The sequence below is a fragment of the Parabacteroides provencensis genome (assembly GCF_900232875.1).
Classification (GTDB): domain Bacteria; phylum Bacteroidota; class Bacteroidia; order Bacteroidales; family Tannerellaceae; genus Parabacteroides; species Parabacteroides chinchillae.
On record NZ_LT960488.1, the window covers coordinates 1 to 14,070 of the forward strand.

General features: G+C 39.3%; 10 protein-coding genes. All 10 read right to left on the reverse strand.

All coding sequences use genetic code 11. The annotated features are described in order from the left end of the window. Nucleotides 1-360 precede the first annotated feature (360 nt). Nucleotides 361-741 (reverse strand): GtrA family protein, encoded by a 381-nt coding sequence (locus CTY47_RS00005; protein ID WP_099464005.1) that lies wholly within the window; start codon nucleotides 739-741, stop codon nucleotides 361-363. Nucleotides 742-915: 174 nt separating this feature from the next. Further along, nucleotides 916-2,259, reverse strand: a complete 1,344-nt coding sequence (locus tag CTY47_RS00010; protein ID WP_099462847.1) for a citrate/2-methylcitrate synthase — start codon at nucleotides 2,257-2,259, stop codon at nucleotides 916-918. Between the two features lie 18 nt (nucleotides 2,260-2,277). Continuing rightward, on the reverse strand, nucleotides 2,278-3,537 hold the full coding sequence (icd, locus tag CTY47_RS00015) for an NADP-dependent isocitrate dehydrogenase (RefSeq protein WP_099462848.1): 1,260 nt from the start codon (nucleotides 3,535-3,537) through the stop codon (nucleotides 2,278-2,280). A 15-nt stretch (nucleotides 3,538-3,552) separates the two neighbouring features. Beyond that, on the reverse strand, nucleotides 3,553-5,802 hold the full coding sequence (locus CTY47_RS00020; protein WP_099462849.1) for an aconitate hydratase: 2,250 nt from the start codon (nucleotides 5,800-5,802) through the stop codon (nucleotides 3,553-3,555). A 394-nt stretch (nucleotides 5,803-6,196) separates the two neighbouring features. Then, complete coding sequence (locus CTY47_RS00025; protein ID WP_099462850.1) at nucleotides 6,197-7,195, reverse strand: glycoside hydrolase family 130 protein; 999 nt, start codon at nucleotides 7,193-7,195, stop codon at nucleotides 6,197-6,199. 21 nt (nucleotides 7,196-7,216) lie between these two features. Next, nucleotides 7,217-8,530 (reverse strand): MFS transporter, encoded by a 1,314-nt coding sequence (locus CTY47_RS00030; RefSeq protein ID WP_099462851.1) that lies wholly within the window; start codon nucleotides 8,528-8,530, stop codon nucleotides 7,217-7,219. Nucleotides 8,531-8,607: 77 nt separating this feature from the next. Beyond that, nucleotides 8,608-8,922 carry a hypothetical protein gene (locus CTY47_RS00035; protein ID WP_099462852.1) on the reverse strand — a complete coding sequence of 105 codons (315 nt, stop codon included), beginning with the start codon at nucleotides 8,920-8,922 and terminating at the stop codon, nucleotides 8,608-8,610. Between the two features lie 49 nt (nucleotides 8,923-8,971). Continuing rightward, the gene (gene ccsA, locus CTY47_RS00040; protein ID WP_099462853.1) at nucleotides 8,972-11,392 is read right to left on the reverse strand and encodes a cytochrome c biogenesis protein CcsA; all 2,421 of its coding nucleotides are present in this window, start codon (nucleotides 11,390-11,392) and stop codon (nucleotides 8,972-8,974) included. A gap of 44 nt (nucleotides 11,393-11,436) precedes the next feature. Next, nucleotides 11,437-12,528 carry a chorismate transformation enzyme, FkbO/Hyg5 family gene (locus CTY47_RS00045; RefSeq protein ID WP_099462854.1) on the reverse strand — a complete coding sequence of 364 codons (1,092 nt, stop codon included), beginning with the start codon at nucleotides 12,526-12,528 and terminating at the stop codon, nucleotides 11,437-11,439. 220 nt (nucleotides 12,529-12,748) lie between these two features. Next, a complete protein-coding gene (locus tag CTY47_RS00050; RefSeq protein ID WP_099462855.1) occupies nucleotides 12,749-13,702 on the reverse strand; it encodes an NAD-dependent epimerase/dehydratase family protein in 954 nt (317 codons plus the stop codon). Nucleotides 13,703-14,070: the final 368 nt, after the last annotated feature.

Genomic DNA, 14,070 nt, shown 5'->3' on the forward strand with positions numbered 1-14,070 from the left:
TATCAATGTTGATTGAGAGCATTTAAGAACCGATTAAATGGTTCTTAAATGCTTTTTATTTTTTTACTTTTCGTTCTGAAAAACTGTACTGGTGGTTTTGCCAATTATAATAAACGATCCGTTTAATTCTTTTCACCGGACATTTTAATAAAAAGGTACTATACATTTATTCTTTTGACTCGGGTCGAAATTAAATTCCACCTGGGTCAAAATTAATTTTAAGCTAGGACAAAATCAATTTTCAGCCAGGTAAAAAGAATAAAAAGTCCTGAACTTTTTTCTAAATTATACGATGTTTTAAATCAGGGAAAAGGATATCCGCAACTTTGACCGGAAAGTATTCAAAGTCAATACATATGGTTAGTGCCTGAACGTAATCTTTTTATTCATCATAAAGTTAACAGCTCCATACACAAAAAGTCCAAGGAACTGAGCCAAATATTCGTTCACGTCTGCAACTTCAACCATCATTAAAAGGGAAAGAAACTGGGCGCCGTATGCACATCCGAAAGCGACCATAAACAAAGGAATTTCTTTTTTAAATTGTCCGTTGCCTGAAGAAAAAATCCAATACTTACTCCAAAAGAAATTATTTATCAAGGCAGCCACATAGCCGGCAACATTTGACCATAAATAATTGCAATCCAGCATATCCATCAATACTCCAATTACAATAGCTGTAATTAAAGCATTTAATGTTCCTACCAAAACAAAACGAAGAACACGTACAGATTCTTTCATACACACAATTATTTGTTTTATTCTGCTGCTCTTAACAGCAAAACAACTGCAAAGATAAGAAAGCCAAAACAAATACGCATACAATACAAGAAAAAGAAAACTGCCGTTTTCCTGCAAATGGAACAACGGCAGTTTATCAATACTCATTTTATAAAGAGCAGCACCCTAATTTTTTCAGCGTTCGTTAAGCGAGGTATAAACTTGCTCGTCAAGTACGTTTTTGTATGCCGGACGAATGATACGCTTTCCTTCAAAGTTAAGTTCTTCAATGCGGTGAGCTGTCCAACCTACAATACGCGACATGGCAAACAACGGTGTATAAATTTCCTGTGGGAGCCCTATCATTTCATATACGAAGCCCGAATAGAAATCTACGTTAGATGAAACACGCTTCTTTGTTCCTTTATGCTTGGCAAAACATTCGATGGCACGTTCCTCCAGTAATTCAAGAAATGCAAATTCTTCTTCACGTCCTTTTTCTTTAGCCAGTTCGCGAGCCAATTCTTTCAATACGATCGCACGAGGATCGGAAATCGTATAAACAGCATGGCCGATACCATAAATCAAACCGGTCTTATTATAAGCTTCCTTGTTTAGCATACGCATAAAATAGGTATCGATTTCATCCACATTTTTCCAGTCGGCAATATGTTCTTTCAGATGATTGAACATATCTACGACCTGTATGTTTGCACCTCCATGCAACGGGCCTTTCAGCGAACCGATACCGGCAGCTATGGCAGAATAGGTATCTGTCCCTGTAGAACTGGTTACACGTACGGTAAATGTAGAGTTGTTACCGCCGCCATGTTCGGCCTGTAACACAAGCAATAAATCCAGTGTACGGGCATCCAGGTCGGTAAAATCGCGTTTCAACATGTGAAGGAAGTTTTCCGCAATAGAAAGATTCTCATGCGGATGACGGATGTGTAATGAACGTCCTTGCGTACTATGGCGGAAGATATTATAGGCATAAGCTATTATCGTAGGAAACTTAGAGATTAGCTCAATAGATTGGCGCATCAGGTTATCGCGCGAGGTATCTTCGGGATTCGGATCAAAAGTGTACATTTCCAATACACTACGAGCCAGAATATTCATGATGTTCTGACCTTCCAGATCCAGAATATTCATCTTTGTCTTCTGCTCTAAAGGCATATTATCATTGATCAGCTCTCTAAAAGAGCTCAATTCTTCTTTATCGGGAAGCCTACCCGACAACATCAAAAAAGCAACTTCTTCAAACCCAAAGCGTTTTTCCTTAATAAGTGCATGTGCAATATCTTCGACATCATATCCTCTATAGAACAGTTTACCGGGAATAGCTTTCAGGCCACCTTCAGGAAGGCGTTCATATCCTACTACGTTACCAATTTTAGTTAATCCTACCAATACACCGGTTCCGTCTTCATTACGTAAGCCACGTTTCACATTATACATCGGGAATAACTCATTATCTATTTTACACGCGCCTCTTGCCTCTTCCGATAATTTATAAATAAGATATTCTTTCTTCATTGCGATACTATTTTAATATTATAAAAGTGATATTATAAGTTCACCAAATTCTTTGGTGCCAAGAGATTTACCGCCAGGCATAAAACGAGCCAGATCGTGAGTTGCTTCTCCCTTCTCAAAGGCTTTTTCCAAAGCCGAAGTGATAAGTGAAGCCGCCTCATTCCATCCCATATATCCCAACATCATTACCGAAGAGAGCAATAAGGACGATGGATTCACAATATTTTTACCTGCAATAGTAGGAGCCGTACCATGAGTCGCCTCAAAAATAGCATGTCCGCTTACATAGTTGATATTTGCCCCCGGAGCGATTCCGATTCCGCCTACCATAGCTGCCAGCTGGTCAGATATATAATCTCCATTCAGGTTCAGGGTAGCAATAACCGAGTATTCTTTCGGAATCAGCAACGTGTTTTGCAAGAAAGCATCAGCAATGACGTCTTTTATAATCAGCTTTCCTGCCTTAGACGCTTCAGCTAAAGCTATTTCGGCTTCCGCCTCTCCTTTTTCCTTCTTAATCTTTTCGTACTGCGGCCAGGTAAAAGTCTGACCGGCAAACTCGCGTTCGGCTAATGCATATCCCCAGAGCTTAAACCCGCCTTCGGTGAATTTCATAATGTTACCTTTATGAACCAGTGTCACACTTGGCAAATGATTTGTTAAGGCATATTCGATAGCAGCACGTACCAAACGTTCGGTACCTTCCATAGATACCGGTTTCACTCCAAACGAAGAGGTCTCGGGAAAACGAATCTTCTTTACTCCCATTTCATCGGTCAGAAACTTCAAAAACTTTTGAGCTTCGGGTGTGCCTTGCTGCCATTCGATCCCTGCATAAATATCTTCGGTGTTTTCGCGAAAGATATACATATCCACTTTCTGCGGTTCCTTTACAGGAGAAACAACTCCTTTAAACCACCGGACCGGACGAAGACATACATATAAATCTAATGTCTGGCGAAGTGCCACATTCAATGAACGGATACCTCCGCCAATAGGCGTTGTTAGCGGTCCTTTTATTCCCACCATATACTCGGTGAATGCATTCATCGTCTCATCAGGAAGCCAGTTTCCCGTTTTAGTAAACGCCTTTTCACCGGCCAAAACCTCTTTCCAATGAATTGCACGTTTACCATTATAGGCCTTTACTATGGCAGCATTCACAATCTTCTGACTTACAGGAGTAATCTCCGATCCTACACCATCGCCCTCTATATAAGGAATTACCACCTGATCGGGTACAATCAAACGGTCTTTTTGCTTTGTTATCTTGTCCATACTATTCTATTTAGATTATTCATGTGCCGCATTCAGTGCAGAACCTGCCTTAAACCATTTTATCTGTAATTCATTATAGGTATGATGTACAGGAAAAGATTCTTCGGAACCATCCGAATGACGCAGTACGGCAATTAAAGGTTTACCCGGAGCAAAAGCATCTAAACCGATAATTGATATTTTGTCATCTTCTCGGATCTTATTATAGTCATCCTTATCGGCAAAGGTCAGGGCAAGCATACCTTGCTTCTTCAGATTTGTTTCATGAATACGGGCAAAGCTTTTCGCCAAGATTACTTTTACATTCAGAAAACGCGGTTCCATCGCTGCATGTTCGCGCGATGAGCCTTCCCCGTAATTTTCTTCGGCTACAACAATAGATGAAATACCTTCTTTCTTATATTGCTTGGCAACAGCCGACACGGCATCATACATACCATCCAGCTGATTCAAAACATAATTCGTTTTACCATTAAATGCATTCACCGCCCCCATCAGCATATTATCGGATATATTTTCCAGATGACCACGGAAACGGAGCCAAGAACCAGCCATCGAAATATGGTCGGTTGTACATTTACCTTCCACCTTAATAAGTAACGGCATATCCAACAAGTCGGCACCATTCCAAGGAGCAAACGGTTTCAATGCTTGTAAACGGCAAGATTCCGCATTGATTTTTACCTCATCCGGCGAAGCTGAGGGAGCGATAAAGCCGTTATCCTCTACCGCAAAGCCTCTGGCAGGGAAATCCATTCCCTGAGGTTCTTTTAATTTTACTTCGCGGCCATCTTCAGTCTTTAATGTGTCTTTAAGAGGATTGAAACACAAATCACCAGCAATAGTCAGCGCTAATGTCAACTCGGGAGAAGCCACAAAAGCATGTGTATTCGGGTTGCCATCCGCACGCTTTGCAAAGTTGCGGTTGAAAGAGGTTACAATAGAATTCTTCCGGGTATTATCATCCGTATGACGTTTCCACTGTCCAATACATGGTCCACAAGCATTCGCCATTATTACTGCACCTATACGTTCAAAGTCTCCTATTATACCATCCCGTTCCGCCGTATACCGAATCTGCTCGGAACCCGGATTAATGATCAGCGGGGCAGCAACAGGAATCTTATCTTCATACGCCTGACGGGCAATCGAAGCTGCCCGGCTCAAATCCTGATATGAGGAATTGGTACAAGAACCGATCAATCCGACTTCCATTTTACGAGGATAGCCGTTTTCTATTACTTTAGCGGCAAACTCTGAAATAGGAGTTGCTGCATCCGGAGTAAAAGGACCATTAATGTATGGTTCCAGTTCAGAAAGGTTAATCACTATCACGCGATCATAATACATATCAGGATTAGCACGTACATCTTCATCGGCCTCCAAATACGATGAAATCGCTTCCGCTTTAACTGCAATACCTTCACGACCGGTTGCCCGCAAATAAGCAGCCATATTATTATCGAACGGAAAAAGAGAAGTAGTTGCTCCTACTTCAGCACCCATATTACAGATAGTTGCCTTTCCCGTCGCCGACAAAGAAGATGCTCCAGGACCAAAATATTCAATAATTGCGTTTGTTCCGCCCTTTACCGTTAATATACCAGCCAGTTTAAGAATCACATCCTTGGGAGAAGCCCAACCACTCAACCGTCCGGTCAGTTTAACGCCAATCAATTTTGGCATCTTCAACTCCCACTCCATACCAGTCATCACGTCTACAGCATCAGCACCTCCAACTCCGATAGCAACCATCCCTAATCCTCCGGCATTTGGCGTATGCGAATCCGTTCCCACCATCATACCTCCGGGAAAAGCGTAGTTCTCTAAAACCACCTGATGGATAATACCTGCACCCGGCTTCCAGAAACCGATGCCATATTTACCCGATACTGTCTTAAGAAAATCATATACTTCACGGTTTCCATCGGTTGCTGTCTGTATATCAGCTTTTGCACCAATGTTAGCTTGTATAAGATGATCGCAATGCACAGTAGCCGGCACTACAGATCTGTCTTTCCCTGCATTCATAAATTGCAACAATGCCATCTGTGCTGTAGCATCTTGCATTGCTACGCGGTCTGGACGGAAGTTTACATAGTCTTCACCCCGTTTATAAAGACGTACGGAATGTTCATCATATAAATGAGCATAAAGGATTTTTTCGGCCAAAGTCATCGGACGGCCTAAACTTTTTCGTGCGTTATCTACCCGTTTTGGGAATTTGGAATAGAACTCTTCCAGCATTTCAATGTCTTGCACCATATTTTGTAGTTTTTAGATTATCAAACACCTTATCTGCAGGCTTTTTACAAATATATTAAATAGTATAATTGCTTTCATTTGAAAATGTCTATGAGAAAATAGAGTCTGTCTATAAGTCCTGAAAGTACAATCCCAATCTATTCTCCATACACTCAAACCTATCATGATGTATTATATAAACATAACGCATTTATAACTTATTTTGTTCAAGATTTCATCGTTTAAAATACTGTTTTGCTAAATCATTGATGACCGTTTGTACTACAGCGTCTGAAAAGATATTCTTCTAACAAAAAAACCCATTCGAATGGAACCAATATTCCATCCGAATGGGTTTTAAATTTCTCCCGGAAGAATCCTTTAAAAGGTTCTTCGAAATTGTCTTTCCTCTATATTAAATAATCGAGTTCTTCTTTGTAAATTCTATAATTTCGTCGATATATCCAAATGCCAGTCCGGTTACCGTATCAGCACATCCGTAATAAATAGCTATACGGCGAGTTTCCGGATCATGAAGTGCGGCACATGGAAATACCACATTAGGTACATCACCCATACATTCGTAATCTTTCTGCGGAGACAGCAAGTAAGGACCTGAGCGGAATTTAACTTTCCAAGGTTGTTCCAAGTCCAAAAGAGCAGAACCAAAGCTATACACATAACCATTACAAGAATGCAACACGCCATGATATATCAGCAACCAGCCTTCAGATGTTTCAATCGGAATAGGACCCGCACCTATCTTCATGCACTGCCATGCACTGTCTTCAAACGGTGCCGGAGACATCACATGGCGATGTCTTCCCCAGAAACACATATCAGGAGATTCACTATAGAAAATATCTCCAAACGGGGTATGGCCATTATCACTCGGACGACTCAGCATTGCAAAATTGCCATTTATCTTCCGGGGGAACATAACTCCATTACGGTTAAATGGTAAATAAGCATTTTCCAATTGATGAAATGTTTCAAAATCATACGTATATGCAACTCCGATTGTAGGACCATGATAACCATTGCACCAGGTTACATAATAACGATCTTCAACAAAACATACACGAGGATCATACGCATATACAAATTCACCTATTTCTTTATCATCACATTCAAATTCAAGTTTCTTTTCATTAATATTCCAATGAATACCATCGGCACTGAACCCTACGTGAAGGCGCATACGTCTGTTTGTATCGTCACAACGGAATACACCGGCATAACCACCTTTAAAAGGAACTACAGCACTATTGAATACGCTGTTGGAAGCAGGCAGTATATCACGTGGAATTACCGGATTTTCCGAATATCTCCACAATACATTATTACATCCTTCCGGACGATCTTCCCAAGGCATATCCGGCAATGCACTACCGGCAATCTTTAATTTATCCATATCTATTATTTGTATTAAATGTCAATCTTTCAATTTTTCGCCTTTATCATTATATGTAAAAGGAACAAAATATGCGACTAAAAATGACGGAATCATAGCAATTACTGTAAATACAAAAAAGTATTTATAGCCGATCCAATCGCTGATAAATCCGCTAATCATACCTGGAACCATGACTCCTAAATTCATAATTCCCGACGCAAAAGCATAATGTGCCATCTGGTGCTTGCCTGCTGCAACCTGTTGCATCATGAACAAGATCAGACCGGCAAACCCGAATCCATAACCGAAATACTCGAATATAATGGCTGCAGCAATCAATATTCCGCTTGCAGGTTGGTAGAATGCCAGAAACATATATACAAGAAAAGGAATATTAAAGCAACAACATAGTCTGAACAGCACTTTACGCAATCCTTTTGCAGAGATATAATATCCAGCCAGCACCGAACCAAATACGAATGCCGCCGCACCAAAGGTTCCATAATACAAACCTATCTCCTGTTCCGATAATCCCAATCCCTGTTGATCAACCGGAGCTTTCAAAAACAAGGGCACAATTTTAACAACAAATCCTTCTGCAAACCGGTAAAGAATGATAAAACAGATATACCAGACGATATGTTTCTTGGTAAAAAATTCGCGGAATACATCCCACAGTTCTATCATACTTTCTTTCAAAGAGACATTCTCTTTAGCGGCTTTGCCCGAAGGCAACATTTTCGTATGATACAAACCAAGCAGCACCATTATGACACCACAAAGAAGCATAACCGACATCCATGCATATACAATAGCATTTTCACCATCATATTTCCGCGAAAAATAACTAATCATATAACCTGCCAGATAGACCAATCCCCCGGTTGCCACGATCTTAGCCAGATTATAGAAAGCTCCCTGCCAGCCAATATATTTAGCCTGATCTTCAGCCGAAAGTTCGTCCATATATACACCATCGGTGGCAACATCATGTGTGGCACCACTAAAAGCAATTATAGCAAGCAAAGCAATTGCAATTGCAAAAAAGTTAGGCATATTCAGCACTAAAGCCACCAAACCAAATATACAACCGGTAAGAAGCTGCGTCAGTACGACAAAGAATTTCTTGGTACGATACATGCCCAACAAGGGGCTCCACAAGGGTTTCAATGTCCAGGGTATCATAATTAATGAAGTCCAAAGGGCTATCTGTGAATCGGATATTTTCAATCCTTTAAACATCAGTACAGCAACCATATTCAATACAACAAAAGGAAATCCCATCGCAAAATAGACGCTGGGAATCCAGGTCATCGGACTATAGCGGCGTTTGGTAGATTTATCTTCACTCATGTCTTAATTGTGTTTTTCATGCATGCAAATATACGTAGTTTATATCAAAATGGCAACCGGGCCATCAGACATATAAATCACTTCATTTCCATTATTTCAACCGCAATACCTTCTTCTTCAATGAACGCTATTGTGAGGTGTTCATCACAAACGGCCGGACCAAAAAGTATTTTTTTCCCTTTCAACTCTTCTTCTATCGAAGGAACAATATAAGCTACATGCGCTGTAGTCTGTACCAATTCCGGGAGGCAGCTTCCGGCTTCAAAACGCAAAAATTCCAAATGATTCGGACTTTTTGAATGATCGGTTAACCAAACTTTCAATCCTTCGTTCAACACAGCTCCTTCTTTCTTCTCTTTCGTAGGGATTCCTACATGACTAAGTGTTCTCATTACTATTATATTTAAAATATTAAAATCTATTTGTTACAAGTAAATATCACTACAATCTCTTCCGGTAAGCCCAAACTGCAACTATCCCGATCATAGCAAAAGCCGCATAAAGATAAACAAAAACCCCATTCACGTTATCGTTTTGACCATATGAATGCATTCCGCTTAAAAAATAATTTACGCCAAAAAAAGTCATCAACACAGAGGCAAAAGCGACAACAGAGCCAAAGTTAAATACCCACAGGGTATCCAGTTTCTTAATTAAACGGGCATGAATAACTATTGCATACACAATCATAGTAATAAGAGCCCAGGTTTCTTTTGGGTCCCATCCCCAGTATCGTCCCCAGGATTCATTAGCCCATACGGCACCTAGAAATGTTCCGATAGTCATCAATGCCAGTCCTACCAACATAGACATCTCATTCACAATAGTCAATTCACGGATACGTGCAGATAACATCTTACGGTTATTATCTTTCATAATGCACATCATAGCAAGATTTGTCAACCCTATCAAACAACAAATCCCAAAGAATCCATAAGCAGCCACAATAACTGCCACATGGAACATTAACCACGGAGATTTCAATACGGGAACCAATGGGTTAATCTGCGGGTCCATCCAACTCAAACCCGAAACAAACAAAATAATCCCCCCGAATAAAGTGGCTAAAGCAAATGTAACAGGGCTACGACGTACAAACAGCAACCCTGCCAAAACAGTAGCCCATGCCACATACACCATCGTTTCATATGAATTACTCCAGGGAGCATAGCCCGCAATATACCAACGCATACCCATACCATATATATGGAAAGAAAATACGGTTAATACAGCTATTCCAAGCAACCAAAAAGCAATATTGAGCCAACGTTTCCGGTTAAATAACATAATGAATGAAAAAAACAGCAATAAACCGCCTAATATAAGATAGCCTATTTTACAAAGGCGAAAAACATCCATTTTATTATATTTAATCTCAGCCTGTATCTTTTCAGGACTAATATTTACCGAACTACCTTTTGCCTGCTGATACGTATTGATCATTCCTACAATTTCATCGGCTTTCTTCCAATCGCCTGTTTTCATTGCGTCCCGGACTTCTTCCAAATACCAATTCATAATATGAGAAACAAACATCGAATCTTTACCACTGAAAACCGACAGGTTATCTCCGGGAGAATACCATTTATGGTTCAGATCTCCTTCCTTCGGAAAGAGATTGAGCATCTGAAAGTTAATCAATTGATGGAATATATTGATTTGTTCATCCAGTTTCAACAAATCCTTATCAAAACGGGAACGTTCGTTTGGCATCTTATTGTACGCTTCTTCCAGTTTTTCTTGCAACTTATAATTCCCGTTACTGTCGAATACCTCTACATAAGCACATTCGTCGTCTGTCAAATCATAATAAGATGCCAGTTCTTTATTTGTCATAGAAACAAGTGGAACCTGTATCCACATTTCCGGCAATGCCAGCAAGCTCAGCAAAAATTGATCCGAATTAAGGTTGCCTATTTTATCCGACTTATGTAATTTCCGGAGAATTTCCGATGAAAAGGTATTAACAGGAAGCATCCGGCCATTTCCTGACTGGATAGGAAGGGCTCCAAACTTAGCTGCATGTTCGGTATTAATAGTATATTTCTGTACAGCATCCATAACAGATGATAAACCCGGATTTGCTATTATCGGATTGGTCGTCAGAAGGAACAAAAAAAACAATAGAGTCGTTGTACTCCGAAGTTCTTTCAATCGACGGCTTAACTTCATGAAACGAGAATTTTGACCGACAAAACAAAAAACAAATCCTATCACTAAAAGTATATATCCCATATACGTAATATTACGCCCCCAAACATCTTTATTTACCGAAAGCACCGTACCTTTTTCATCCTGATCATATGAAGCCTGATAAAAACGATAACCTTTTATATCCATTACATTATTCATATATACACGTTCATGTAATGTTTTTCCGTCAACGTGCACCAACAATTCACTTTCATAAGAAGAAGGACTGGCTGATCCCGGATAACGCGTTAAAGTAAACTTCACGAGTTCGACAGTAAATGGAAGCGTATAGGTAGTTGTATTATCAGAAGTATGAACAGCCATCTGGTCACTCGATTCACCCTGGCGAATATGTAAAACGCCCTCTTCTGCAAAAAAATGAGATACCAGAGCTCCTAGCAATATAATAATAAAAGCTATATGAGTAATCATCAGTCCCCATTTACCTCTTTTCAGATATTGATGTTTAATTACAACTGCAATAAAATTAATAACCAACAAAAACTGAAGTAAAAAAAATAATGGAGAATAATAAATCATAGCTTTTGCCGCCATCGTTCCATGATACTTCTCAATAAAAGTAGCAAAAGCAAGCCCTAAAGCATAAATTAATAATAAAACAACAGTTGCCCGGAAAGAGGAAAAAAACTTTTCAAGAGTTGCCTTCATTTGTTTTTTGTTTAAATAGAGATGATAATAATGATTTATGATATTTATAACCGGGCTATTCCTTCTATTTCAATAAGCAACTCATTTCTACAAATATCAGCGCACATATAAAAAACCGGGATGTTCAAATGATATGCCTCCATCAATCTCCTAGCTTCTTCATAAAAAGAACGATCTTTTAAATAAACCCTTAATATACAAAGTCTGGCATTGCCTGCTAATTGATCAATATTCTCCATTGTAATACGCAATTGCTGCTCAAGTCCTATATCCGCCAGACTATTTTCTCCACGGATTGCAGCCGTACCCGATATATATATAATCTGGTTCTTATCGCATACAAGACTTTTTGCCCTCTCAAATTTCGGAGTAGTCTTTTGTTCACCCGAAACCGCCAATACTTTTTCCGAATATGCATGGGCTGCAACTTGTAATTTATTATCGATAGGCACAACATGCATAGAATCTTTCAATATGGCCGCATCCAGATCAACCAAAACACCTCCGAAACCAGCCCCAATTCCGGTTGCAGCAGGATAACCATTCGTCCATCGAGCCTTCTTGTAAAAATCCGTACGGGCGTTATTAAAAGATTGATAATGCTGATTCTCTCCGTCAAAAGCCGTTATATGTTCTATATAATTCCATTGACGAATAATACTATTGATTGGGAAACCTTCTTTTTTCAATACAATCATGATTGTATTGAAAACATCTGCCGACTGTTGCTCTATATTATAATTGATTACATCTCCCTGGAAACCTCCAGCAAACAGAAATCGTGCACACTCATTCTCCAGGATAACATAAGGTAATCCGCAGAAATGACGGAAAGTAACTTGTTCTTCATCTTCTAACCGATAACTGTGTACCTCCATAATTAAAGGAGCATCCATAGGTGGTTGGGATACATAGCTAAGCGCAGGCTCACGATCTCCATAATATGCCCGAATTTTCTTACGCAATATAACGCGCTGCTCTACATATTCTATATTCGATGAAGGAGTTCCAAAAAAGGATAAGCGAAGGATTGTCTCATTTTCGGGAAGCTGCGACAACAGATTATCCACCATTTCCGGAAAGCCGGCTCTCTGTGTTGCATAAACAGTATAGTGTATTTTCTGGCAATAGTTCATGTTTTCCAAATTATTCAGATATCTATGATCACTCTCTTTTTTCGGATCACGTTATGATGATCAAAAGTAAACCCGCATATTTTAAACAAGGAACGATATGTATAAAAATAAGTTAAGTATGTTGCAAAGCATTATTCATCAGGAATGGCCATATAAAAGAAAAGGCTGACAAATAGTTATTTATAACTTCTCTGCCAGCCTTTTGATTAATATCATTTCTCTATTTCTTAGAATGATCTTTCAGTTTAGCCAGCATATCCTGCGTCATTGCATCCAAATCATATTCCGGCTTCCACCCCCATTCCTGACGAGCACAAGTATCATCCAGAGAATTTGGCCACGAATCGGCTATAGCCTGACGCAACGGATCTACTTTATATTCCATTTTGAAATCGGGCACATATTTTTTAATATTGTTATATATAATTTCCGGATCAAAACTCATAGAAGCAATATTAAAGGAATTACGATGCACGAACTTGGTAGAATCGGCTTCCATAATTTCTATTGCAGCACGTAATCCATCAGGCATATACATCATATCCATGAAAGTACCGGCACTAATAGGGCAAACAAATTTCTCACCTTTTGCAGCAGAGTAATAAATATCGACAGCATAGTCTGTTGTTCCGCCCCCCGGAGGTGTAACATAAGAAATCAGTCCGGGAAAACGTACCGAACGGGTATCAACACCAAAACGGATATTGTAATAATCGCTCAATAATTCGCCGGAAACTTTAGTTACTCCATACATAGTACGCGGATTACGGATCGTATCTTGCGGTGTTTTATCCTTCGGCGTATTATTTCCGAATACTCCGATAGAACTTGGTGTAAAGACTGCACAATGCATTTCACGTGCAACTTCCAGGACATTAAACAGCCCTCCCATTCCTATTTTCCAAGCCAACTGAGGTTTAGCTTCAGCCACTGCCGACAGTAAAGCAGCAAGATTGTAAATAGTGTCTACATTATACTTTGAGACAGTTTCGGCGATTTGTTGTTCGTTTGTAATGTCTACAATTGCAGATGGCCCAGATTCCAACAGTTCACCTTTCGGCTCTGCACCAGGAATATAACCGGCTACAATATTTCCACCGTAGATGCTTCTCAATTTCATGGTTAACTCTGATCCAATCTGACCGGTAGAACCAATTACCAATACATTCTTCATTGCGTTTATTAGCTTTAAGTTTTTTTCAGCCGCAAAGGTATAGAGAATAAAACGGTTTAAATGCTATTTTCTTCTGTTTTTTAATATTATTATTCAAAAAAAAACACCACCTTTGTCTGTCACATAAACATAATAAAAACAAAACTCACATCTATAATACTAAAAAATAAAGTTTTATGTACGGAAAACTTAAAGATTTCTTGACTAACGAATTGGCAAATATTAAAGCTGCCGGATTATACAAGAACGAAAAATACATTCTTCATTGCGTTTATTAGCTTTAAGTTTTTTTCAGCCGCAAAGGTATAGAGAATAAAACGGTTTAAATGCTATTTTCTTCTGTTTTTTAATATTATTATTCAAAAAAA